Genomic DNA, 24,437 nt, shown 5'->3' on the forward strand with positions numbered 1-24,437 from the left:
TGTTCTCGGGGTTGCCGGCGTAGGTCAGCTTGTCCAGGACGGTGACGTGGACGCCCGGGTGGTTGTTCACGACGTAGTGCACGAAGTTGCTGCCGATGAAGCCGCAGCCGCCCGTGACGATGATGTTTTTGGGTTCAAAGATCTCAGACATGAAAATCCAATCTGAAGCATGTACAGCTTCTTTAGTATGCCGCAGGAAGTGACGCCGCGACACTATTCAACAAAACTATCGGACATTTCGGCATGCGATAAGAGCCATAACCTTCGCAGAATTACTTCCCCTACAAAACGCCTCCGGAATGCAGTCTTTGTCGTAACGGAAGACCGAATTCCCAGTTTTATCGCGTAAGTACTTATAGAAGAAGTCCTCCCAGCTTTTAAACTTCTCACTGTTTATAAAGGCTTCTGGGGTTTCCAAAACCGCCTTAACATCTAACCCTGAAATTACGCCGGAGCTCAGCAGAAGCCACTCGAATGACTCGGGAAGGCAAACCGTAACAGTATCGCGGTGAATGTCTTGCAGCTTAAGGACGCGGTCCGCATAGCACCCAAATGCTGCTCCGTCCGCGACAACAAACACGCGATCGTCGAAATGCTGATCCAACCAGCCCAAAATCGCGCTGTTCGTCATGGCCGAAGCGCAGGTAAGCTCACTGTCAGCGAAATGCCGTTCAAAGAACTGGAAACCAGACTTACTGTCCTCGCATAGAAGGATAGAAAAGTCCTGTTTTGGCGCCGACCGGGAAATAGCATAACGATGATTCCCGCGATCTTGATAAACAGGGACGAAAGAATGGTATTTTCCGCTCGTCTTAATCTTGTAAATCTCATCCACGCTATACGGAAGATTGGGGAAATCAGCCCTTGAGATCAGCACGAAATAATTCGAGGAATACAGCACATGATGGGCAAACTCATCAGAATGGATCTCTTTTAAGCCCTCATCGACAAATACAATCGAGTCATGAACGGACGAAAGCTGGTTTCGCCAATCATAATCGGTCAGGGCGACACAGGGACAATCGCATTGCAAGGAAACGCCCGACTGCTCGCCCGTTCGCATGTAGTCTGCGACCATGTCAAACAGCGTCGTCTTACCCGTGCCGCTATCGCCACGCACAATAGTGATGTTCCGCTTGATGGTAAATGTGTACTTGGTTCCCCTACGGCGGGAAATCTTAACAAGATGCGAACCGTTCATAAGCAGCACCTACAGATACGGAATCGACTCGTGAATCAATTCGGCCATGTTATGAACGATTCGGCCGCTGTTCACGACTTTGATTTTAAAATCCTCGCGGCCAAAGTCCATCACATGATAGAGATTCACAACGAGCTTGCGGTCTTTCGCCATGTCGAGAATCCACTTGGCACAGTTGTCACCACAGGTAGAAGCGTTAAAAATATGCTTACGATCAAATCTCATAAGCAGCAGCGTTTTCACGCCACCAGAAAGCTGGAGTGGGGAGATGGATCCAAGCACAGGGCTTTCGATGACGTTTTCGGAGACAACAACCGATCGATCGACATCTTTAATTATCGAGACTGCATAGGGATCCGTAATCCAAGAAGACCGGTAAGAGTTTTTGAAATATGTCGCTGTGTTGTAAATCGCTTCTGGCATATCGCCAAAGTAGACGCTTAACACATCCACTCCCAATCATATTGTCTTTATGGTCAACGTAATCATAACGAAAGGGGCCACCAGATAAACGGTGACCCCTGAAAGAAAACAAGCTTGCGCTAGTACTCGCGCGGGCTGTTGACGATCTCGCCGGCGGCGACCTTCTTGAGGTGCCGCCCGTAGACCGACTTGCCGTAGGCCTTGGCTGCCTCCTCCAGCTCGGCGGTCGTGATCCAGCCGTTCTCCCAGGCGATCTCCTCGGGGACGGACACGGGCAGGTCCTGGGAGTGCTCCACGGCGCGGACGAACTCCGCGGCCTCGTGCAGGCTCTCCATGGTGCCGGTGTCCAGCCACGCGTAGCCGCGGCCGAGGGTCACCACGGACAGCGTCCCCTCCTCCAGGTACATCTGGTTGAGCGTGGTGATCTCCAGCTCCCCGCGGGCGGAAGGCTCCACCCTATGGGCCTTGGCGGCGACGTCGCCCGGGTAGAAGTACAGGCCGGTGACGGCGTAGCTCGACTTGGGCTCGGCGGGCTTCTCCTCGATGGAGACGGCCCTGCCCTCGCCGTCGAACTCCACGACGCCGAAGCGCTCGGGGTCGTCCACGTGGTAGCCGAAGACCGTGGCGCGGCCCGACTCTGCGTTCTGGACGGCGCGCGTCAGGTGGCGCGAAAGGCCGTTGCCGTAGAAGATGTTGTCGCCGAGCACCAGCGCGCACGGCTCGCCGTCGATGAACTCCTCGCCGATGGTGAAGGCCTGCGCCAGGCCGTCCGGGCTCGGCTGCTCGGCGTAGGAGAGATTCACGCCGTAGCGCGAGCCGTCCCCGAGCAGGCGCTCGAAGTTGGGGAGGTCCGTCGGCGTGGAGATGACCAGGATGTCCCGGATGCCCGCCAGCATGAGGGTGGACAGCGGGTAGTAGATCATGGGCTTGTCGTAGACCGGCAGCAGCTGCTTGGAGGTCACGAGCGTGAGCGGGTACAGGCGGGTGCCGGACCCGCCGGCGAGGATGATGCCTTTCATAAAAATCCTCTCGATTGACAATCGTTGAGCAAAAGCCGCTGATTACAGATGCATAGTTAATTAAATTATACGCACCGGCAGCAACCTCCCCGTCTTCTTATTTAAATCGGACAGCAGAAACACGCAACTCTTTCTGCATTTCTAGCGAGGCAACAAATGAAAAAGTACAATGGGCAGTGTCCAACAAACGAAAGGCAGACAATGCGAGTCGAAACAACCGGAGTATGCAGAGGAAACTGGAAAATCTACCAGCAGCTTAAGATTGAAGGCATCCATAAAGGCTCCAGCGTAACAGCCCAAGCGGCTACAAACGACAACCGCTGCTTACCTTTATCCCTCCTAAAATTCCGGGACAATGGTTGTGACTCGAACTCATACGTCCTTGTACTCCCCGATCCCGATGCCCGCACCATCAAAATTGAGTTTTGCGAAATCGGCCAAGACGGTCGTACCCTGAGCAGCGACTCCCTTTCACTCAATTGCAAGAACATCAAATGGGAGTCTCGCCTTAACTACAAAATTAAACCTGACATGTGCAGTAAACTCCGAAACTATGATGACGTTTCAGAGTTTGACATGGCAACGATTGATTTCTGGCAGTGCATCGAAGATTCAAGCGACTACATCCTTAGGTGCACGGTGAGAACGCCGTATCGTAGCGACTCCCAAATCAAACTTCGCTGCCTCGATCGAACCCTCAATGAAGTTGATTTGAGCATCGTCAATTTCGGTTCGAATGTAACAAGCGTTGGATTTACGTCTGAGAAAAAGCAACTTGAAACGCAGCTCTCGGTTCGTATGCCAAAGGCGTTCGATCGTTATTATTTTGTTATTGACGATCAAAATCACCCATCATTCAGTGCATTCGACTGCTTAACGCCCGATAAATTAGGCATGCTTCTTGAGGAGACCAACTTTCTCTTTACCCATGCGCAGTTTGACCCTGAATACCCCGAATGGTTCACGGAACATAAGGCAACCATCGGCGCTCTGGAGAAACAGAGAAAAATCGCCTTCAACAGCGCTCCGAAGTTCAGCATCATTGTCCCTCTTTACAACACGCCCATTTCGTTCTTTAACGATATGGCCGAATCCGTAAAAACCCAGTCTTATGCAAACTGGGAGCTCATCCTAGTTAATGCAAGTCCTGACAATCAGGAACTAAAGGCTCGCGTTGAGCAGGAGACGGCCCACGACAACAGAATTAAATCAATTAACCTTACCGAGAATAAGGGCATTTCCGAAAATACAAACGCCGGCGTTGCCATCGCTACGGGTGATTTCGTTAGTTTCTTTGACCATGACGATATTCTTGAACCGGACCTGTTGTTCTCATATGCCGAGGCAATTGAAAACAATGATGCCGTCGATCTTCTTTATTGCGACGAAGACAAACTCATGCCCGATGGAAAGCTAGCGCAGCCGTTCTTTAAGCCGGATTTCAATATCGATCTGCTCAGAAACAATAACTATATCTGCCATATGCTTACCATCCGTAAGTCGCTGCTTGATGTTCTAGAACCGAACACGAAAGAGTTCGATGGAGCACAGGATCATAATCTGACTCTCCGCGCCGTGGAAAAGGCAAGGAAAGTTCATCATGTTGCAAAGGTTCTATATCACTGGCGCCTAAGCGGGACCTCCACCGCAGCAAATGCCGATAGCAAGCCGTATGCCACTATCGCAGGTATCAAAGCGGTCCAGAGTCATTTGGACAGGCTTGGGCTCAATGCGAAGGTCGAACAAGCGCGTCGTCCCTTTACATATAAAGTAACCTACGCTGTGCCAGATTCCCATCCACTCGTGTCAATTATCATCCCGACTAAAGACCACGCCGACATTCTGGACAACTGCATTAAGTCAATTGTTGAGAAATCAACGTACAACAATTACGAGCTTGTCATAATCGAAAACAACAGCACAGAAAAGGCGACGTTCGATTACTACGATAAGTTGCAAGCAAAATATCCAGATATCGTTCGTCTTGTAACTTGGGAGCACGAATTCAATTTCTCCAAGCTCATGAACTTTGGCGTTGCTCACGCCAAAGGTAACTATCTCTTGCTGTTGAATAACGATACTGAGGTAATTACGCCCAATTGGATTGAGATAATGCTTGGCATCTGCGCACGTGAGGATGTTGGCGCAGTTGGTGCAAAACTCTACTATCCCGACAACACCATTCAGCATGCGGGCTTATGTGTCACTGGTGGCGTGGCGGGGCATCTTTGCCAAAGCATGCCAAAGGATAACTGGGGCTACTTTGCACTCAACGATGCACAACAAGACTTCAGCGCCGTCACTGCAGCTTGCATAATGACTAAGCGTAGCGAATATGAGAAAGTCGGAGGTTTCACGGAAGAGCTTCAAGTTGCATTTAATGACGTTGACTTTTGCTTAAAGCTACGCGAGATCAACGACCTGATCGTATACACACCCGAAGTCGAGCTCTATCACTATGAGTCGATTTCTAGAGGCGTTGAAAACAATACGGAGAAGCAGATTCGCTTCCACAAAGAGGTCGCATACATGAATTATCGCTGGGCCAAGCATTACATCGAAGGTGATCCCTATATGAATCCAAACTTTACCGTTGGGGAACCCGCGAATCGTTATTATCATTTATAAGAAGTTTGCGTTTCTTCTCTTATTCAATCAGGACAAATTAACGTGTGCCTAAGCTAGATAGGGGAATCGAGGATTAACCCTCGATTCCCCTATTGTGGGTTCCCCCATTGTGATAAGTTGTCCTCCACTCGACAGTCAGAGAGCATCTTATTCTAATGGCGTATTTAAAACCCAGCCCCACTGAGGCGTAGCGGTAGTGTGGTAGTAGTTCAGCCACCAGGCCAGTGATGTCGCCCTAATGTAACCGATGTTATCCATAACCATACCGTTACCAACATAAATAGCAATGTGTCCCCAGCGAGCCCCCGCATTAGTATGCGTATGAGTAGGGACCGCAACAATCATTCCAACCTTAAGCTGCGATATATCTCGACTGTGACACCAATTCCAAAACATGTCGCATGCGTCACCGTTGGGATAAGACCCCAGCACGGGATAAAAAACTTCGCTAACCCACTCCGAGCACAATCCCACTCCAGGAGAAGGAACGTTGTAGCAGCGACTAACAATTTGAGACTGAAAGGAAGTACGGGCAGAACGCTCGGGCTCTACCCAAGCACCAGCAGCATTAAAGAAATACTCGCCATTCTCGATACTGTTCCAGCCAGTTGCCATTTGACCTGACGACATAAGGTAATACCATAGCCCGTCATCATCGCGGAACCAGCCTGTATTCATAACGCCAGATTCGTTATCGAGGTGATACCACTTCCCGCCAATTAATTGCCAACCGCGCTGTAGCACCCCGTCTGGATCCGTGTAAAACCACGTCTGAGCAGCGGAGGACCAATACCAGCCTACCATGGGCTTTCCTTCGGCGTCGTTGAGCTTAATTGCGCCCACGCTGTCCTTGACACCCTTTAACGCAATTGCACCACTGCTGCACGCATAATATGCGTTTCCATCTTGCGAGAAGACCCAGGCGTTGCACTCTAATGCGCCGCCACTATCCGAATCCAAATAGTACCAATTACCATTTACAGACTGAAATCCTTCGAGCATGGCGCCATTATTATTGGAATCAAGCAAATACCAGCTAGAATCAAAGTAAAACCATCCTGTGCGAATCGCTCCAGAGCCATTGGCGCAATACCATGTCCCATCGTCAACAAACCAACCAGTGTTCATGGATCCAGATTGAGAAAAATGATACAAACTGCCGTTTACAAGTTTAAAGCCCGTAGCCATTGATCCGGAAGGCTCAAGCCAATACCAAGTATTGCCAAGGAGCAGCCAGCCAGTATGCATAGCACCCGAACCGTCCAAATAGTACCAGTTATGATTGTCTAAAACCCAACCGGTCTTCATTGAACCTGATGTTTCGTCAAGGAAGAACCAATGACCGCCGATGGCAGCCCATCCCTTCAAATGCGCACAGGATTCAGAGAATAAGTGCCATCCATCACTCAGGTATCTCCAGCCAGTAGCTGCGTAGCCTTCGGAATCAAAATAATATTCGGCTCCCCCAATAGTCAGAAAACAGTTTGACGGCCAACCACCGGCCTCATATCTCCACCACCATTTACCGTTTTCGCAGACCCAAGAACCAGGAAGGGCGATTTTGTTATCAGAAGAGCGAACAATCTGGAACGACAACCGGGTGGTAGCGCCAGCGTAGTCCCCTAGCCCATTTACAGCTATATCAGCACAGCCAGGTGCAACATTATTCGCATAAAAGACTTCATAATCGGTCCCACATGTAAGCTTTAAACCGCTATCAGCAAAAACCGACACACTCGGAGTAATCGCATCACCAGTGTATTCATATGTCGACAAATCGATAGACGCTGTGAAGTTAACCGAATCAGAAGGTAACCGATCACCATCCGATGGCCCAACTGGACCCTGTACCGATTGATCTGTAGAAATATCAGCGCCTAGAACCGCACAATCTTCGGGTAATGAAAAAGCAACCGTTGGGCATAAAAGAGGGGTGAAACAAATTGATACAAGGCAGACCACACCGATAAAACTCAAATAACGATTTCTCAACATTACACTTTTCCCATACAATCTAATTGGTCTTTGATAGACCAGGCCTAGTTAACCCTGAGATGAAGTCCCCAACTACAAGAAATTACCAAAGCAACTGCGCGCGAGATAAATCTACAAACAGGAGGCGACGCTAATAAAACGAATAAGATATAGGCAGTTCATAACACAGACGCCAGTAGTAACAACGGAAATGGAAGTAGAGTTGAACCTAAATAATCGTGTTCTTAGTCCAAACAACAAAGCTGGTAAAGCCGGAAGAAAATAGCGCCCCTGAACACCCTGTATTACATTTTCATAGTTGAAGGTCCATGCCAACCACATTGATGCAATGGAACCGAGTGCAGCCGAAAGGAAAGCAAAAATGAAAAGAAAGGATACAGGAGCAGTAAGAAACGAAGGCTCATCACTAGAGTCAAGGCAGCAAATAAACCCGAAAAACAAATAAGGAATCATATAGAATGCAGGGAAACGCAAGTTCTCTTGAAGCCATCCAAGGGAATAGCCCAAAGACGTTTCCCAATAGAAATCACCTAGAGAGTCGAGAGTTCTACAAAAAACAAGGAAACTATTCTTTGGATGCAGCAGAATATCGCCGAGCGAATATAACTGCCCCGCTTCATGGCCCCGAGAGGAATCTGAAGTCTGAGAAACCAAGCTGCTCATCGATGCCAAACGTAAGGCCAATACAGAAAGCATAACGCAAAAGATCAACAAGAACCTGCTAAAACGCCCGGTCTTCTCATCAATGAACTGCGAAAGAGGGACGAACAATCCAAGTAAAATCAACCCTGAATAGATAACCTTGCACGGAGCCAAAAGAACCGAAATGATTAAATATATAATGATTTCTCTTTTTCCTATCGACCGCTGTTCGCCAAAAAAACCGCGCATCAAACATGCGAATACCAGAAGTGAATAAGCAATGATTCCAGAATCATAGGAATATGAAGCTGCCAAATGAAGCGTCATGGGCAACAATGAAACGAATACAATGACCGATTTGCCTTTAGGTGCGATTCGAAATGCCTGGAAAGCGCAGAAGCAAAAAACGAGAGCCGAACCAATTCGACCCATATAGAACGCGGGATAAGCTCCAAGCCCAAAGAACAACCCTATCTGCAAGCCAATGATAGAGCCCAGTTTTGCAGTAATATTCTCACCGCCGGCACTAAAAGAAAATTCACTGAAAGGAACCAGCTGTCCATTTCCAAATAGTGAAAAACCATCAATAACAGAATCAAATGAAGCTGAATTAATTGCATCGCCCGGTTGGCGGCTATTGTATAGCGCGTAATCAATATCTCGCACCAGAAAAGCACCGTCATTAGACACATGGGCATTAAATGGAAGGCTATCAACCAACCAATAAGTCGAAAAATAATGATGGCCCTCATCGGGCGCGGTGAACGGAGGGAATATAAAGCAAAATATGATTAAAAATGATATGAGCAGTACCAAGAATACCCACTCACTTTTAAGGCGATCCTTATCACTAGCAAATACGCTGCCGAGCGCGAGAATTATAATTAACGAAATCGCAATTGTAAGCAGAACAAGCAATCTAGGATTATTTAAGTACCAAAATACTGAATAGACTGCAAATAAACCGGCAAAAGCAAGAAAAGCAGGTTTGCATCTTACAAAACTCGTCATGCTAGAATCCTTAAATTTCAAAACTCACATAAGCGCAACTAAATATAGTGGTAGCAAGTATATCAACAAGTTAATTATTATCTCAGAGCTTGCGTCGATGATATCAACGCAAGAACAGTGCCGTAGCATCCGACTTCGGAGGCTAATATCCGAATTCAGTCATACACGAAGCGCTCGTCAACCGACTCAGAGGAGACGTTCAACACAGAGACGTTAAAGAGTGTTGCTATTCATGCTGACTGAATATAGTCGATGGATTACTTTCGCAACCTTTTTAGGCCAAAATTTTTCAAGCATAGCAAGGTCTTCGGAGCTCCGTGTATTATCTTGGATCAAGGAAGTCGTCTCAGATTCTTTGTGAATTCGATGATGCATAAGAATCTCGGGAGAATAAACAAAAGAGCCTTCAAGACGCGAAAATCTCTCCCACGCTTCCCAGTCCAAGTCACACTTCATCTCACTCGAAAACAAAGGTGTCTCGAGATTAGGCATAACATACGTGACCGAAGGGCAACAAATCGCAGATCCAAACCGCAAAGCCCGACGCTTGTCCCTGACTATAGATGAATTACCAACTCGAGCGAGTTTTCTTAGTATTATTCTTTTGACTTTAAGAATCGAGATGTCATCGAAATATTCCCCATTACGAATCTCCCCATAATTAGAAAAGAAGATCAGGGGATGATTGGAGGCGTTCACAGAGCGAAGCATTTCAATTGAATAATTAGGGGAATACAGATCATCTTGATGAGCAATGGTGACCAATGGAGTTTGAGCATGGGAAATTGCACAATTCCAGTCATGGCCAATCCCTGGCATCCCATTGTTAATAAATACAGGCAAGTTATAGCTAGAAGCAATCTGCTCAATATGCTTATTCGGAGTAGAAGTAGAGATAAAGATCCTACTGGCTTGCTTCTGGTTCATTAAAGACGATATACAGTCGTTCAAATACGGTGATTCGCCATAGGCGCAAACTACGAATGTATGATCATTGCACGTAAACATAGAACTACTTATCCCTCAGAATGCTCTCGATATCTTTTTCAAGCAATGCAACTCGTTGAGTTAAGTTCTTAATCGCATCGGCCTGTTTGCTGGCAATTAAACTAAGTGAAAGCATGATTAGGATTACAAAGACAAACCCCAGAACAAATATAAAATTGGAAGGCGTGGCAAACCCCATCGCCGACGATAAATAGCACAGGGGCTGCGGAAATAGAGCAGACAGGACTAGGACTAGGACCAGAGCCAGCCACAATAGAGAATACTTAAGTTGGAGCCTGCCACTCACAATAAGCTTAACTACATATGCAGCAAGTAAAATACAGGCCGCTGCGACAGAAACGCGAAGGGTTACCGGCACTTTAACACCTCGTTTTTGAACATGCAGAAATAATAATTGCAAGGGTAACTTTGATCATGTAATAGGCACTCGAAAAGCCCGAAATGGATGATGAGCCCCCTTGTCTCTCTTTCATGACAACGGGAATCTCAGATACAGACAGACCGCGAGCAAGCACTGAGACAATAGAATCGGGTTCAGGGTAATCAACTGGATAGTTCTTACAGAAATAGTCGATAGCTTTCGGTCCGCAGGCCCTAAATCCAGATGTCGGATCAGCTATGTACTTCCCCGTACACATTTTAATCACCCTAGTAAGCCATGAAATACCCACTCGGCGTAAAAACGTAGACTGAAACCCCCCAGTTCGCTCGAGAAACCTAGACCCGATAACCAAGTCATAGCCAGCTTCAATCTGCTCAACCATACTGGAAATAAAACAAGGATCATGCTGTCCATCGCCATCCACCTGAACGTCGATGTTATATCCATATTTTTTAGCGTACTTATGGCCGGCTTGTACAGCCCCTCCAATACCAAGATTCTGCGGTAGATCAAGTACATTGAGATGGTTAGCATGACAAATCTCAAGCGTATTATCAGTTGAACCATCATTGACCACGACATAATCATATCCTGAATCAATCACGGCTTTAACTGTCGCACAAATTGATTCAGCTTCATTATAAGCAGGCACAATAACTAGCACCTTATAAGGATTGCTCATGAACAACCTTTCAATGATAGCCCGTTATCCTTAGCTAAAAGTAAAAGTAGCACCAACAAGACGAACTACATGTTATGCAAGGAGCTAGCGTGATAGGCAACACAGTATCCACAACGGTCCTAGAACATATAAACACTATAGCTGTTATCACCATCGACAATCTGTGGTCTGCGTAGTGACCACTGTGATTGCCGCAAGGTGTCCTGCATCTGCCCTCTTGCAAATGCCACGAATCTTATAGAAAAGAACTAAACAGATGAATTGTTTAATCAAATATAGCTAAGTTTCTACTAGCACGGTTCATCGTAAATGACCGTCAGAAAGAACCGAAGCGATTCTTTCGCTTGCATGGCCATCACCATAAGGATTGGAAGCGTGACTCATCGATTCATACTCTGAGACATCCGAGAGCAACCTGCTAAACTCGTTGTAAATTACATCTTCCTCTGTGCCAACAAGTTTCAAAGTCCCCGCCTTAACGCCCTCAGGACGCTCAGTAGTGTCACGCATGACAAGAACAGGCTTACCAAGGCTTGGCGCTTCTTCTTGAATACCGCCTGAGTCAGTGAGTATCAGATAGCTTTTAGCCATAAAGTTATGAAAATCAAATACTTCAAGGGGGTCAATAATATGCAGTCGATCAAATCCATCTAGCTCTTCATGAGCAGCCTTGCGAACAAGAGGATTCATATGAATAGGGTATATGGCCTTGGTATCGGGATAATCTTCCATTACGCGACGAATAGCACGGAACATGCGATGCATAGGTTCACCAAGGTTTTCGCGGCGATGTGCGGTGATAAGAATCAAACGAGAACCCTTTGCCCAGTCAAGCTCATGATGTGAATACTCCGGATCCACGGTAGTATGAAGTGCATCAATTCCCGTGTTACCTGTAACCCAAATCTTTTCGGGTCTTTTTCCCTCATCGAGAAGGTTTTGTCTGCTCACCTCGGTTGGTGCGAAATAATATTGACTCACGATGTCAACTGCTTGGCGGTTAAACTCCTCTGGCCAAGGACTGCTGATATCATGTGTGCGTAAACCAGCCTCAACATGACCGACCGGAATTTGCAGATAAAAACAAGCTAAGGCTGCAGCAAAGCTTGTCGTGGTATCTCCATGGACAAGCACGACATCCGGTCTTTCCCCCTCAAGAACCTTCTTAATTTTAAGAAGGATGCTACACGTAACATCGAAAAGAGTCTGACCAGGCTTCATGACAGCTAGGTCAATATCGGGTACCACATTAAAGACATGCAAAACCTGCTCAAGCATCTCCCGATGTTGACCAGTCACGACAACAACGGTACTGAAATCATCCGGATGAGTTTTGAGCACATTCACAAGTGGGCACATCTTAATTGCTTCCGGACGAGTTCCGAAAACTAGCATTACCTTTTTCATTTCAAGAACCAGCCCCTTAAAAAACCATTGAAATGCACATAGTCATTACGAACAAATAATAATCATTTAAATAATTCAGAGGAAGAAGTCAGGGAGAGAGCAATTCGCCCTGAAATCAAATGATGCAATTAAACGAGATTATTAAAATGACGTCTCAACAAGATAGACAATACGACCACCATATATACAAGTCCAAAAAGACAAGATATTAAGCTACACACTGTAACACCATTTAAATTGAATACTTCTACGGAATACTTCATTGAACTTAGCGAAACGATAAACATCAACACGCCAGCAACAAGGGTATGCGAAAAATACCTAAATGAAATCAACAAATCATTGACAAGCCACATCAGTCCAGTCAAAACAGCAGAAGCTATCAAAGGTGGAACTAAATACATGAAAGGTAGTATTTCCTCACCAAATACAAATGAAAATAAGCTATTTCCAATCACCTCAAAACCAATACCGAACACAACGGCGATGATTAACGCACCAAGTAAGCAGGCAAAGCATAGGCGAAAGAAAGAACACCTGTCTTTATCTGAATAACTTTTCGAGAAATAACCCAGCAGGGGGTTATACAAATATGAAACACCCATTTGAATGATAGCAATAGGAGCCGCAATAGACGAGTAGACCCCAAGAGCAGAATCCCCCAATGCAGAAGATAAATATTGGCGTGGAATTGACGATGACGCGGAAACCGCTATGCCAGCAACCACAGCCGGCAAGCATGTTATCAATAATCGCTTTGCCTTATTTCGGCTAATTCCAACAACAATGCTTGTTAGGGCGGTAGTTCGTGGCAAATCGTAAATCCATCCAACTAATACGACCGCAATAAACATTGCAAATATAGCTAGCGGCACCGAACGAAAGCAAGATAAAGCAACGCAGAAAAAAACTAGAGACAATGCTCCCTGAAGCGCAAGTGAGACTCCAACATAATCCATCCGGGAGAACTGCTGATCAGCAGCATGAAGGACATCTATCAATTGGTTGGCGCTTTTATATAAGCCGTAGAGAAAAATGCAGAAAACGGAAGCAGGGCGACAAGTAAATAGCGAATAAGCAAAAGTCAAAGCAAGTGATAAAAGTATGGTTAGTAATCTAAAGGAAAGATACTCCCCTACCGTGTTTTCCCCATTAACATCTGAAACTTGATATGTATACATCCTATATTGAGCAATTGGGAAAAAAATGCCATAGACAGACATCGAAAGCGAGTATAAGCCAGCATCAGAAAAACCAAAGGATAGGCGAACCACCAGCACGCTTATTAACCATTGGCAAGATAAACCGATAATCGAGCCAATAGAACTCCATAAAATATTAGACTTTATCGAAAGAACTTTATCGGAACCCAACAATTACTCCGTTCTTGAATTAACTGATGCAGTTAATTGATGAGACACCTGTTTATCAGCAGGAGGAATGGTCATATAGTCGCCATAAAGTTGAGTAAGCATCTCATCATAATGAGTTGGGATTTTAAATTGATGACCCTCAAATTCCGCATCCATTACATCCGTAAAATACCTATTTGGAAAAGCCTCCCTGAGACCAAACCCCCATCCGATTTGTCCCGCTCTCTTTGTTTCGCCAATATCATATTTTCTTGAAAGTTTATGTAAACGTTCGGAAGCCCATTTCTCTATAGGCAGTACTAGAGAAATGGGATAAAAAATAGCCATGAGAATTTTCATGCTAATCGGATGTGGATAATGGAAGTTGAGCCTTGATACAATACAAATCAAATCAAGCAATTTCACTTCGTAAAACATAATAGTGGCCTTTAGATTTGAATCGGATATACCGTCAATTGGGAACACATCTATCCAAAGCCATTCTGGAACTGAAGGGCGATCTCTCTCTGTCTGAACGGAGATCTTAGGATTAATTACTTTTGCGAATGAAGGTAAATACCCATCAATCTCTGTAGCCTGAACGCGAAGCCACGGAGAAAACCTACCGCTTTGAACTAGGCCAAGAAACCTATCGTAATCCTTCCGAGGCATGACAACATCTATATCATCATCCCAGGGGATAAAACCCTTATGACGCACGGCACCGATTAGAGTTCCATACGACAGCGAATAGCACAAATTATATTTCTCACAAAAATCGTGAAATTCCACCAAGATTTTCAGTTCTTCGTGTTTCACCGCATCAAAAGAAAGAATTTCATTCGTCATTAAAAAACCAAGCCTTAAGAAATGAACGAAGTATATCTATCCGAATAGTTCTGATTGTCATCATATGCATCGGTTAACAATTTCTCGCAACCCTTAATAAAGCTATTCGAATCTAGACCGGTATAGTATTCGAACAATAAATCGGGCCAATTAACATTTGTATTATCTAAATCAAGTGTAAAACCAATACCATAATCACTTGCCATTGTTTCCATTGCGGTATTCGGGCAAACAAGAATTGGCATATGAAGCTGGGCAGCTATATACATTTTGTTAGAAATAGCGTAATCGAGAAATGGATCCCCATTGCCGTACAGATTGTGGATTATGTTGACTCCTGTATATAAAGAGTACATTTTTTCAGGTGCAAACCTCCCTAACAGTTGGACGTTTTCTACGTGATTATTTCTACAATAATCCTTTAGCTTTTCAGATCCAGCTCCTGCAAACATCAAACGGAAACGTGAATCATTTTTAAACATATTGATCAACTTAACATGTTGCTCAATATACTGGCCAACACTACCAATGAATGCAATCACGATCGGTAAAGAAGGATTGCCATTTAAACTATTCACGCATGAACTAGCATCAAGATCAGAGAATGACGGTCGCTGCAGATTGTGGACATAACTGTATTCAGAAGGGGCGAGAAAAGCGGCATAAAAACGTGATGAAAGCACCACGATTCCAGCAAAGGACACTATAGCGCGAGACATGAGGCCCAGAATCGGATTAAACTCTCCTCCGTAATCTCGAACATCCATTACATAGCGTTTGCGATACTTAATAAGTAGTGCAGGAAACGCAAAATAACCAGCAATAGTATTAAGTAAAACTATGTGATCAAAATCACTATTTAATAGCTGTTTATTTACAAACAACATATAGGCAAAATAACTGTAAAGCCTGCGTAATAAACCAGTATCTGGGCAGGGCTTAGCATATTCAATGCCCTTAATCGACCCTAGCGTCTCTTCCACGCCATCCCTATTCCAGTAGACAAGGTATTTTTCCCCGGGAGTATTATCGACATAAAAGTTAAACAAATAAGGACATAGATACGCATTACCACTAAGAACAAAACAGGTTTTTTTCATCTCTTGAATTACTCCAATGCCCAGACTAATTAATCCACTTAGTAGATATCTTTGATGAATCGTCCATTCATTAAACCAGTACGAAACTTGACCCTCTTACAAAAGACATGCGACTTATTCTTCCGTTGAAGATATTGATGCAGAAATCACTTAATACGTAACAACTTTTGTTCCATAAGGAATATTATCGTAAATCCATTTTGCGTTCTGAATCTCAAGGCGAACACATCCCGCAGAGGATGGAACACCCATCGTGGGATCCATCACGCGATTGCTGTTAACGTAGTAGGGCGAAGAATGGAACAGATAATCACCATAGAACTGCGTGTAGTAATAGCAAGTATATCCATGCCCAAAGGAATATCCCTTTCCGTAGACTTGATACTCCCCTATCACCGTAGGTGTGCTAGCTTTTCCCGTCGAACATACATATCGACGGTTTAAGGACCAGTTATTCCAGGATCCAGTGTAAATACTCGTAATGCAACGCGACGTATCGACAAGTATCAGCCAATTTGTATTGCTTGAATAACTTTGAGCTTTAGCATCCATATAGTCTGACACCCACGCGCCGTTTGCCATAAAGTAATTCCAGGACCCGTCCACAACGCGCCAGCCAGTAGCCATAGCGCCGCTAGCGTCAAGCCAATACCAGGTGCCGCCCAGATTGAGCCATCCCGTCTGCATGAAACCAGACGAATTCAGGTAATACCAAGATCCGTTAACGGCAACCCAACCGGTTTTCATAGCATAAGTGGACGGATCTAAATAGAACCAGGAGCCATCCTTGTACAGCCAGCCAGATCGTGCATAGCCAGCGGTCTCATCAAAAAAGTACCATTTTCCGTTAACGTTCTTCCATCCAGCGCAGGGGAAGCCATCGGTTGGATCAGCATAGAACTTACAGCCTCCAAGCATCACAAACCCGTGAGCTTCGACCAATTCGCCATCGCCGTTTGATGTAAACAGTTTTCCATTACGCAATGCTCCACACAATGAGCAATCAGAACCAGCAAAAGCCTTAGATGGCTCATCCTGAACCGAGTCCTGGACATCTACCCATTCACGACAAGCAACAGCGCCTGAAGCTTTTGCATAATAGCTTTTCCCATTTACAGAAAAATGACCAAGAAGCATTTTACCGTCGGCGGCAGGATCGAGATAATAGTATTGACCACCGTCCTTCAGCCATTCAGTCTTTATAATGCCCGACGCTTGAGAAGGCTCAGCGTAATACCAGTCTCCATCGCTCATAAACCAGCCAAGTGACAACGCTCCCGTTGAAGAAAAATGATACCGGTTGGATCCGATGACATAAAAGCCGGTAGCCATTCTATTGTCATTTGCGACATCGAGCCAATACCAAACGCCGTTCACCAAACGCCAGCCCGATGCAAGTGCGCCGGAACCGTCAGCGTAATACCAGTCCGTCCCATCAAACGCCCAACCAACAGCCATTGCGCCGGAATCCGATAAATAGTAAAGAGACGAACCGACAGAAACGATTCCTCTAGACATAACACCATCATTGGCGGGATCAAGCCAATACCAATTATTGCCAGTTTGAAGCCAGCCGGTTAAGACTTCACCATTGTTTCCCCAATACCATAAACCGTTATCAAGGCACCAACCATTAATCAGTCCATAGGTTCCAAGAAGATAAGGGTGCCCATCAATAACACGTCGACCAGTAGCCATAGAACAGCTGTCAAAGGAGTCAAACCAGTACCATTGGCCTCCGATAAACTGCCAACCACTTGCCAAAGCGCCTGATGGACCCGCGTAATACCACTTATTTTCAGTAAAAATCCAGCCGCAGCTCATTGCGCCGTCACGAGCGGGGTCCAAGTAGTACAACGAGTCGTCAATATTCTGCATTCCGGTCAAACGACAGCCGTCTAGATAGTAGTACCAGGACAAACCGTTCCATTGCCATCCAGATAGTTTTTCTGTCGTCGACGGGTCTTGGCTTTCGACAACCTGTAGGCTCGAATCTTCCGTTGTTTTGCCGGCACAATCACTGGAGTCTTGAGAGCAACCGCCACCGACAAATGCTCCCGACCCTCCTGTCGAGTCGCGCTCTACGACACCGTTATCCGCCCCCTCTTCCACGGCATAGGCAGTGCAAGAAAATGCGGGGACGGAAACTGAGAGCAAGGCGGAAAATAGCATCAAGCCAATTACTCGCCAACAAATTCGATGTTCAATCCTGACATTCATTTCAGGCCCCCAAACCGATATCGATCGTCTTGCAGCAAATCAATTAAATAAACGGACGAGCTGCGCCGATTACATTTCCCCTTGCGCTAATAGGATGAATTCCGACACCCTGATGAGGCCAGGAGTCGATCATCATACCGCCGCCAAGTGCAATTGCGATATGCCCGCGATAATAAATTACATCGCCGCGTTGAATCGAGCTCGTGCTCACGGGCATAAAGATATTGCTTCGATACCAATTCATGGAATTGTAGGTTTGGCTTGGATCCCAGCGATGGTTATAAGGGTTGTAAACACCCATATCCATGCCAGTAGCATAAAGGCACTGCAAGACAAAACCAGAGCAATCAACAGCTCCACCGGGAGCGGTAGACTAAGGCTCAATATATTGCGTACCGATATACTCATAGGCGCGCTGGATAAAGGCGTTCACGCAATCTTCCCGCGTTGCTTCGACAGAAATGCGAGAAGGGGTCACATAGGTAAAGTATCCGGTGCAATAGCTAGGCAGCTGAACAGTCCAAGAACTGACCTGAGGATACTGGGATGGATTTTGCCAGCCAACTTTGTCGCACTGACCATCGCTCCAGAAAACTCGACGAACGCCATCGATGGTTCTTGCACCCGTTGCCATAGCGCCGCTACCGTCTAGCCAATACCACTTACCCGAATCTTTAAGCCAGCCAGCATGCATGCTGCCATTGGACTCAAGGTAATACCATGTTCCATTCAGGCATTTCCAACCAGTTGCCATTTTTCCGTCAGCGTTTAGGTAATACCATGCTCCGCCAGTAAAAACCCATCCGGTCTTCATTACGCCAGAATCAGCATCAAGCCAATACCAATCGCCGTCAATCTGTAACCATCCAAGATGAATGGCACCCGTTCCGGGCTCAGCGTAAAACCTTAGGTTTGCGACATTAACCCAGCCGGACGCAACCTGCCAGCCATCAGCTCCAGCGGTTTTTAGGATAGTGCCGTTTTCGCGAATCACATCCTTGCAAAGATATCCATTATCATCAGCGTATCTTTGAACGCCGTCATTAACGGTAACCCAACTTGAAACCACAAGCCTACCGCTCTGGTTTGCAAAACAATCGCTGCCGCCCACCTCAAATAAACCCGTTCTCATGAGATGGCTAACAGGGTCCAAGTAATACCAGCTCGAGCCATCTTTATACCAGTCAGAAATAAGCGCACCAGATTGAGAGGCTAGATACCAGCCATTCTCGGACTGAGCCCAGCCAACAGCCATAGCTCCATTGGGGTTCAAATAATATGCTGCGTTACCAAGGTCTAAATACCCAACGAACATTTTGCCGTCGGAAGCTGGGTCGAGATAATACCAAGCGCCGTTAACGAGTTTCCAGCCAGTAGCCGCAATACCGTTGGAGCAGTAATACCAATCTGATCCATCCTTGTACCATCCATTTGCAAGGCCATAGTCACCAAAAATGTAGGTGCATCCATCAATCTTTTGGCGACCCTTGAACATGATAAACGTCTGTGAGTCAAAACAATAGCGAGCCCCACCTATCGTCTGCCATGACGAAGCAAGGGCACCCGATGAATAAGCCCAGTACCAATTCCCGTCAACGAGAATCCAGCCGGTTTTCATAGCGCCCGAGGCATCTAAATAGTATTTCCCACTCCCGAGGTCGACAAAACCAACCTGCATTATATGAGTGACAGGATCCAGGTAATACCATGTGCCATCTTGATAAAACCAACCAGCAGCTAAATCGCCTCCAGCATTGGCATAAAACCAATTTCCATCTGTGTTACGTAGCCAGCAGTTCTGATATAGCGCGCCAAAAGGCGTTGCGGCATTACCGTCATTCGCATAAAACGAAGCAGTCAAACCGCCATCATCGGTCACATTGAAATAACCTGTCTGCATTGCACCATCATTGGCAGGATCAAGCCAATACCAATAGCCCCCGCTTTGCAGCCAGCCGGTTTGGTGTTTACCGTTTTTTCCGTAATACCAAACTCCAGACGACTCGTCTCGTTGCCAGCCATCTTTTATGACGGAAGAATTATCAGGTTGCAAATCATCGGAAACCACAGAAGAAAAATCCGCTTTTGACTCAATACTCTGAGCCTCAACGGAATCCTGTGCAAACGCGACATTCGCACTCAGGGGCAAGCAGCAAGCAGTAATTAATGACGCAGCAGCACAAACAAGCGTGGCCTTCTTTTCGAATCGATACATAAGCGACCCTCCCAGATATCTCATTTATTTATTTTAATCCACATTCCAGGATTGATTTTCGTTACTGTCTGTTCAGTCTATGTAGATTAATATATTAAATTGAACATAACGTTCAATCATTCTATTCTTTCCCTAAGCAATGAACATCTTAATTGGAGGCCTGCAGTGGAACTGACCAAGCGTAACTTTACAGTTCTGTACGAATACCTAAAGAACCCATATGCCAGCCAGCGAGAAGTTGCCGAGCGCACTGGCCTCTCACTTGGATCGGTAAACGCAGCAAATAAAGAGCTTACGAATGAGGGCCTTCTCGAATCGGACAGCCTAACCGACAGCGGTTACGAAGCACTTCACCCCTATAAGGTTGAAAACGCAGTGATATTGGCTGCGGGGCTTTCGAGCCGCTTTGCTCCCATTTCGTATGAAAAGCCCAAAGGCCTTTTAAAGGTACGTGGTGAGATTCTCATCGAACGTCAGATTAGGCAGCTGCAAGACGCAGGTATCAGCAATATCACCGTCGTTGTCGGCTATAAAAAAGAATATTTCTTCTATCTCGAAAGCAAGTTCGGCGTCTCGATTGTCGTCAACAACGAATATGCATCCAAAAATAACCACGCATCGCTTATGTGCGTAAAAGAGCGGCTTGGAAACACCTATATTTGTTCAAGCGATGATTACCTTCTAAACAATCCGTTTGAGGCATATGTTTGGAAAGCATTTTATTCTGCTCAATATGCTGAAGGCGCCACCAAAGAATGGTGCATTCAAACGGGAGCAATGGATAGAATCACCAACGTTACGATTGGCGGCTCCGATGCATGGTACATGCTCGGGCATGTCTACTTTGATAAAGCCTTCTCGCTTGCGTTTAAGCAGATTCTTGAAACGGAATATAACAAGCCGGAAACAACGGACAAGCTTTGGGAAGATCTATATATCGAGCACATCAAGGAGCTCGATATGGTGATCAAAAAGTATCCTGAGGGCGAGATTAACGAATTCGATTCTCTTGATGAGCTGCGTGTCTTTGATCCGCATTTTATCGAAAACGTTGACTCCGACATTTTCGATAACATCGAGCAAGTGCTCGGCTGTTCCAAATCAGAGATTCACGACGTTTATCCCCTTAAACAAGGCCTTACGAATCTATCGTGCCACTTTAGAACCAATGATGGAGAGTACGTTTACCGCCATCCGGGAGTCGGAACCGAACTGCTTATTAACAGAAATGGAGAAGTAGCCGCACTTAAAAAGGCCAAGGAACTCGGCCTTGACGATACGTTCATTCATGAGGACCCAAAGCGCGGTTGGAAAATTTCGAAGTTTGTACCCAACGCAAAGCAGCCTGATCCGCATGATGCTGCCCAAATGAATCGAATGATGCAGATGTGTCGTTCGCTTCACGAGAGCGGTGCAAATGTCGAAACCGAATTTGACTTCTACCTCGAAGCGAAGCGCTACGAATCACTTCTTCTGGAAAAAGGTCCCATCGACATTCCAGGCTACAGGGAAATGGCCGCCGAAATCGATGAATTGGAGCACTTTGTTCAGGCCGACAATGCGCCAAAATGCCTTTGTCACAATGACTTCTTTTACCTCAATTTCCTTATCGATGAAAACGACAAGTACTATCTCATTGACTGGGAATATGCTGGCATGAGCGATTACGCGAACGATTTTGGAACGTGCAGTCTCTGCTGTGAGCTTTCCGAAGATGAAGTCGACCGCGCGCTTGATGCATATTTTGGGCGCAAGGCAACAAACAACGAAATTGCGCATAACTATGCGCACATTGCCCTTGCAGGATGGTGCTGGTACCTCTGGTCTCTTCTGAAAGAAGCCGAAGGCGACTTCGTGGGCGAATGGCTCTATATCTACTTCAATTACGGTGCCAAATACCTCAAAAAGGCACTGGAGATCTATCGGAAAGGTGAGTAACGATGCAATTCGGCTTTTTTAGCGGTCTTCTTTGGGGCCTTGATACAGTAATTCTTGGAATCGGCTTGGCGCTTGCGCCCTATATTGGATCGGCGGAAGCGCTTGCATGCGCCTCCATTGCGGGATCCTTTCTCCATGATGCCTTCTGTGCAATTTGGCTCTTTGGCTACATGGGAGTCCGAGGCAGACTAAAAGACACGCTCGCTGCACTTAAAACTCGTTCGGGCAAGGTCGTCATCGCCGGCGCCCTACTCGGTGGGCCTATCGGGATGACCGGCTACGTATTGGCAATTAATAACATCGGAGCTGCCTACACGGCAATCATCTCCGCCTTCTATCCCGCAGTCGGAGCATTCCTTTCCTTCGTACTGCTGAAGGAGAAAATGGGCAAAGGCCAGATTCTTTCCCTTCTCGTTGCTCTTTGCGGTGTAATGACGATGGGCTATCTATCGGCCGGATCGAGCGAGATTGCAAATGCCCCCCTCGGCTTACTCGGCGCGGTGCTTGCCGTTATTGGATGGGGATCCGAAGCGGTGCTGTGCGCATGGGGAATGAAAGATGATGCCGTTGATGACGAAACAGCTTTGCAAATCCGCGAAACTACAAGTGCGCTTGTTTATGGAGCGCTCGTACTCCCCCTCTTCGGAGCATGGCATTTCACGTTGGGCGCTATCCCAAGCATGCCCACATTGATTATTGCACTCGCCGGACTCGCAGGAACTGCATCCTATCTGTTCTATTACAAGGGCATTGCGGCAATCGGAGCAGCGCGTGCGATGGCTCTGAATATCTCCTATTCGGCATGGTCAGTGGTCTTTGGCCTGATCTTGCTTGGAACAATTCCCGACATGGCATCCGTAATCTGCTGCGTTGTAATTGTATGCGGAACAGTTTTGGCAGCCAGTAACTGGGACGAACTATTTGGACGTAAGAAGACGGCGTAGCTAGATTAACAATGTAGCAAAAGGGGAGAGCTCGTCGAGCTCTCCCCTTTTAGCATCATGGCTATTCAATTACCACGGCCTGGCTATCCATCTGTTGCCACGTGCCGAAGAACACTTGGGCATTTCGCGTAACATTGCCGTTAATCGAATCCGAAAGATAGACAATTCCCTGCTCGTCATCATAGCCTTTAAGGACTACGGCATGATTACCGCCCCACAGACCATAGGAATGCCCGTTATACCAACGCGCAGCATAACGGCCTCCTGGCCAACTTCCCCATTCGGTATTCCACATCTCAACAGGTTGACCACAGGTCAGCCTGTTCTTAATGGAAGAAATTGACGAGAAAGAGACGTCTTTTGCCTGCTTGCCACTTCCAGCAGCACGCAGAAAGTTATTACCAGCAATAGTAATCGCAGGTGCGACGCATCCCATGAGACCCCCGCTGCTACGCCTTGGATTGCCATCAAAAGCGGTAACAAAATTGCCATTGCTTCCCTTGGGCAAATAGTAATCCGCAATAATCGTCTTACCTAAACCGAAACCATAGTAGTTAAGCAAGTTTGTAAGGGCAACCGACTCACAGCCAGTAGGAAGTTCCGGGTACTGCGAATAGCACGGGACATCGACCCAAGCGCCAACCATTGCGCCGGATGAACTGAACTTGTAGTCAGTAGAGCCGATCCAATACCAACCGTTGCTCAACATTACTCCCCCACGTGCGGCATCAAGGTAATACCATGTGCCCCCACGGGAAAGCCATCCCGTTTTCATTATGCCAGAAGCGGAATCTAGCCAGTACCAGTTACCGCCATCGTTAAGCCAGCCGGTCGCCATTCGACCATCCGAGTTAAAGTAATACCAAGACCCAGCTATTTGCTGCCATCCAGTCAGAATTACCCCATCAGCAGAACAATAATATCGAGAACCCTGACTCTCAATCCAGCCCGTTCTAACATTCCCGCCATCGTCAATCAGCTGGATTCCCGAATCGGTCATGATGCCCTTAAGGTCAATTGCACCGCTGGATGAAGAATGATACATACAGGACCCATCACCGTTTGACCAGCAATTAGCCATCATCTTGCCGGAAATATTAAATATGTATTCACATGATCCAATAGTTTGAAAGCCCGTTGCCATGGCGTGCGTCGCGGGGTCGAGCCAGTACCACGCACCGTTTAGGCTGAGCCAGCCGGAGGCCAGCGCGCCGGAGCCCGTCGCGTAGTACCAGGTGCCGCCGTCGAGGACCCATCCGGTCGCCATCGCGCCGGAGTCATTGAACCAGTACGCGGAGCCGTTGCACTCGTGAAGGCCGGTGGCCATTACACCGCCCGCGTCGGGGTCGAGCCAGTACCAGGAGCCGCCGGTGTAAAGCCAGCCAGTCGAGGCGATACCGTCAGCGAACCAGTACCAGGAG

19 protein-coding genes and 1 pseudogene are annotated in these 24,437 nt (G+C 46.6%); 3 read left to right on the forward strand and 17 right to left on the reverse strand.

Annotated elements, in window-relative coordinates; all coding sequences use genetic code 11:
* The 4 genes from AAAX77_RS09385 to rfbA form a co-directional block, all read right to left on the reverse strand.
* Positions 1-151 (reverse strand): NAD-dependent epimerase/dehydratase family protein (locus AAAX77_RS09385; RefSeq protein WP_349106019.1); only part of this gene is annotated, 151 nt, incomplete at its 3' end.
* A gap of 75 nt (positions 152-226) precedes the next feature.
* A complete protein-coding gene (locus AAAX77_RS09390; RefSeq protein ID WP_195239230.1) occupies positions 227-1,201 on the reverse strand; it encodes a hypothetical protein in 975 nt (324 codons plus the stop codon).
* A 9-nt stretch (positions 1,202-1,210) separates the two neighbouring features.
* A complete protein-coding gene (locus AAAX77_RS09395; RefSeq protein ID WP_035138697.1) occupies positions 1,211-1,648 on the reverse strand; it encodes a DUF4869 domain-containing protein in 438 nt (145 codons plus the stop codon).
* 95 nt (positions 1,649-1,743) lie between these two features.
* Positions 1,744-2,643 carry a glucose-1-phosphate thymidylyltransferase RfbA gene (rfbA, locus tag AAAX77_RS09400; RefSeq protein ID WP_349106021.1) on the reverse strand — a complete coding sequence of 300 codons (900 nt, stop codon included), beginning with the start codon at positions 2,641-2,643 and terminating at the stop codon, positions 1,744-1,746.
* A 156-nt stretch (positions 2,644-2,799) separates the two neighbouring features.
* On the opposite strand from rfbA, the gene AAAX77_RS09405 reads away from it, so the two are divergent.
* The gene (locus AAAX77_RS09405) at positions 2,800-5,271 is read left to right on the forward strand and encodes a glycosyltransferase family 2 protein (RefSeq protein ID WP_349106001.1); all 2,472 of its coding nucleotides are present in this window, start codon (positions 2,800-2,802) and stop codon (positions 5,269-5,271) included.
* Between the two features lie 147 nt (positions 5,272-5,418).
* On the opposite strand, the gene AAAX77_RS09410 is transcribed toward AAAX77_RS09405, so the two are convergent.
* The 12 genes and pseudogenes from AAAX77_RS09410 to AAAX77_RS09465 form a co-directional block, all read right to left on the reverse strand.
* Positions 5,419-7,266, reverse strand: coding sequence for a hypothetical protein (locus AAAX77_RS09410; RefSeq protein ID WP_349106003.1), 1,848 nt, complete (start codon positions 7,264-7,266; stop codon positions 5,419-5,421).
* Positions 7,267-7,377: 111 nt separating this feature from the next.
* A complete protein-coding gene (locus AAAX77_RS09415; RefSeq protein ID WP_349106004.1) occupies positions 7,378-8,919 on the reverse strand; it encodes a DUF2142 domain-containing protein in 1,542 nt (513 codons plus the stop codon).
* Between the two features lie 213 nt (positions 8,920-9,132).
* Positions 9,133-9,927 carry a glycosyltransferase family 2 protein gene (locus AAAX77_RS09420; protein WP_349106007.1) on the reverse strand — a complete coding sequence of 265 codons (795 nt, stop codon included), beginning with the start codon at positions 9,925-9,927 and terminating at the stop codon, positions 9,133-9,135.
* Between the two features lie 4 nt (positions 9,928-9,931).
* The gene (locus tag AAAX77_RS09425; RefSeq protein WP_195520345.1) at positions 9,932-10,285 is read right to left on the reverse strand and encodes a DUF2304 domain-containing protein; all 354 of its coding nucleotides are present in this window, start codon (positions 10,283-10,285) and stop codon (positions 9,932-9,934) included.
* A 1-nt stretch (position 10,286) separates the two neighbouring features.
* The gene (locus AAAX77_RS09430; RefSeq protein WP_195520344.1) at positions 10,287-10,991 is read right to left on the reverse strand and encodes a glycosyltransferase family 2 protein; all 705 of its coding nucleotides are present in this window, start codon (positions 10,989-10,991) and stop codon (positions 10,287-10,289) included.
* Between the two features lie 300 nt (positions 10,992-11,291).
* Complete coding sequence (gene wecB / locus AAAX77_RS09435; protein WP_349106009.1) at positions 11,292-12,398, reverse strand: UDP-N-acetylglucosamine 2-epimerase (non-hydrolyzing); 1,107 nt, start codon at positions 12,396-12,398, stop codon at positions 11,292-11,294.
* 128 nt (positions 12,399-12,526) lie between these two features.
* Complete coding sequence (locus tag AAAX77_RS09440; RefSeq protein ID WP_195520342.1) at positions 12,527-13,771, reverse strand: polysaccharide biosynthesis protein; 1,245 nt, start codon at positions 13,769-13,771, stop codon at positions 12,527-12,529.
* A 3-nt stretch (positions 13,772-13,774) separates the two neighbouring features.
* Positions 13,775-14,599 (reverse strand): LicD family protein, encoded by an 825-nt coding sequence (locus AAAX77_RS09445; RefSeq protein WP_349091546.1) that lies wholly within the window; start codon positions 14,597-14,599, stop codon positions 13,775-13,777.
* Between the two features lie 14 nt (positions 14,600-14,613).
* Positions 14,614-15,582 (reverse strand): hypothetical protein, encoded by a 969-nt coding sequence (locus AAAX77_RS09450; protein WP_195520340.1) that lies wholly within the window; start codon positions 15,580-15,582, stop codon positions 14,614-14,616.
* Positions 15,583-15,849: 267 nt separating this feature from the next.
* Positions 15,850-17,919 (reverse strand): L,D-transpeptidase family protein, encoded by a 2,070-nt coding sequence (locus tag AAAX77_RS09455; protein WP_349106011.1) that lies wholly within the window; start codon positions 17,917-17,919, stop codon positions 15,850-15,852.
* 43 nt (positions 17,920-17,962) lie between these two features.
* Positions 17,963-18,262, reverse strand: a pseudogene (locus AAAX77_RS09460) (NlpC/P60 family protein); the annotation flags it as partial.
* 30 nt (positions 18,263-18,292) lie between these two features.
* Positions 18,293-20,134, reverse strand: a complete 1,842-nt coding sequence (locus AAAX77_RS09465) for a hypothetical protein (RefSeq protein ID WP_349106013.1) — start codon at positions 20,132-20,134, stop codon at positions 18,293-18,295.
* 165 nt (positions 20,135-20,299) lie between these two features.
* Here AAAX77_RS09465 and AAAX77_RS09470 point away from each other — a divergent pair, with 165 nt between their 5' ends.
* Both AAAX77_RS09470 and AAAX77_RS09475 read left to right on the forward strand, forming a co-directional pair.
* Entirely contained in the window at positions 20,300-22,072 is a 1,773-nt protein-coding gene (locus AAAX77_RS09470; protein WP_349106014.1) for a phosphotransferase, read from the forward strand.
* A 2-nt stretch (positions 22,073-22,074) separates the two neighbouring features.
* Positions 22,075-23,016: a DMT family transporter gene (locus AAAX77_RS09475; protein WP_117655878.1), complete on the forward strand. Its 942-nt coding sequence runs from the start codon at positions 22,075-22,077 to the stop codon at positions 23,014-23,016.
* Positions 23,017-23,077: 61 nt separating this feature from the next.
* Here the strand turns inward: AAAX77_RS09475 and AAAX77_RS09480 are convergent.
* Positions 23,078-24,437 (reverse strand): C39 family peptidase (locus tag AAAX77_RS09480; protein ID WP_349106017.1); only part of this gene is annotated, 1,360 nt, incomplete at its 5' end.

The sequence above is a fragment of the Collinsella sp. CLA-ER-H6 genome (assembly GCF_040092305.1).
Classification (GTDB): domain Bacteria; phylum Actinomycetota; class Coriobacteriia; order Coriobacteriales; family Coriobacteriaceae; genus Collinsella.

What these genes read in the sequence shown, in the direction of transcription:
- AAAX77_RS09430 (WP_195520344.1), bottom strand. Translation starts at nt 10,991, where the DNA reads ATGAGCAATCCTTATAAGGTGCTAGTTATTGTGCCTGCTTATAATGAA.
- AAAX77_RS09445 (WP_349091546.1), bottom strand. Translation starts at nt 14,599, where the DNA reads ATGACGAATGAAATTCTTTCTTTTGATGCGGTGAAACACGAAGAACTG.
- AAAX77_RS09390 (WP_195239230.1), bottom strand. Translation starts at nt 1,201, where the DNA reads ATGAACGGTTCGCATCTTGTTAAGATTTCCCGCCGTAGGGGAACCAAG.
- AAAX77_RS09455 (WP_349106011.1), bottom strand. Translation starts at nt 17,919, where the DNA reads ATGAATGTCAGGATTGAACATCGAATTTGTTGGCGAGTAATTGGCTTG.
- AAAX77_RS09415 (WP_349106004.1), bottom strand. Translation starts at nt 8,919, where the DNA reads ATGACGAGTTTTGTAAGATGCAAACCTGCTTTTCTTGCTTTTGCCGGT.
- rfbA (WP_349106021.1), bottom strand. Translation starts at nt 2,643, where the DNA reads ATGAAAGGCATCATCCTCGCCGGCGGGTCCGGCACCCGCCTGTACCCG.
- AAAX77_RS09410 (WP_349106003.1), bottom strand. Translation starts at nt 7,266, where the DNA reads ATGTTGAGAAATCGTTATTTGAGTTTTATCGGTGTGGTCTGCCTTGTA.
- AAAX77_RS09405 (WP_349106001.1), top strand. Translation starts at nt 2,800, where the DNA reads ATGAAAAAGTACAATGGGCAGTGTCCAACAAACGAAAGGCAGACAATG.
- AAAX77_RS09475 (WP_117655878.1), top strand. Translation starts at nt 22,075, where the DNA reads ATGCAATTCGGCTTTTTTAGCGGTCTTCTTTGGGGCCTTGATACAGTA.
- AAAX77_RS09420 (WP_349106007.1), bottom strand. Translation starts at nt 9,927, where the DNA reads ATGTTTACGTGCAATGATCATACATTCGTAGTTTGCGCCTATGGCGAA.
- AAAX77_RS09465 (WP_349106013.1), bottom strand. Translation starts at nt 20,134, where the DNA reads ATGTATCGATTCGAAAAGAAGGCCACGCTTGTTTGTGCTGCTGCGTCA.
- wecB (WP_349106009.1), bottom strand. Translation starts at nt 12,398, where the DNA reads ATGAAAAAGGTAATGCTAGTTTTCGGAACTCGTCCGGAAGCAATTAAG.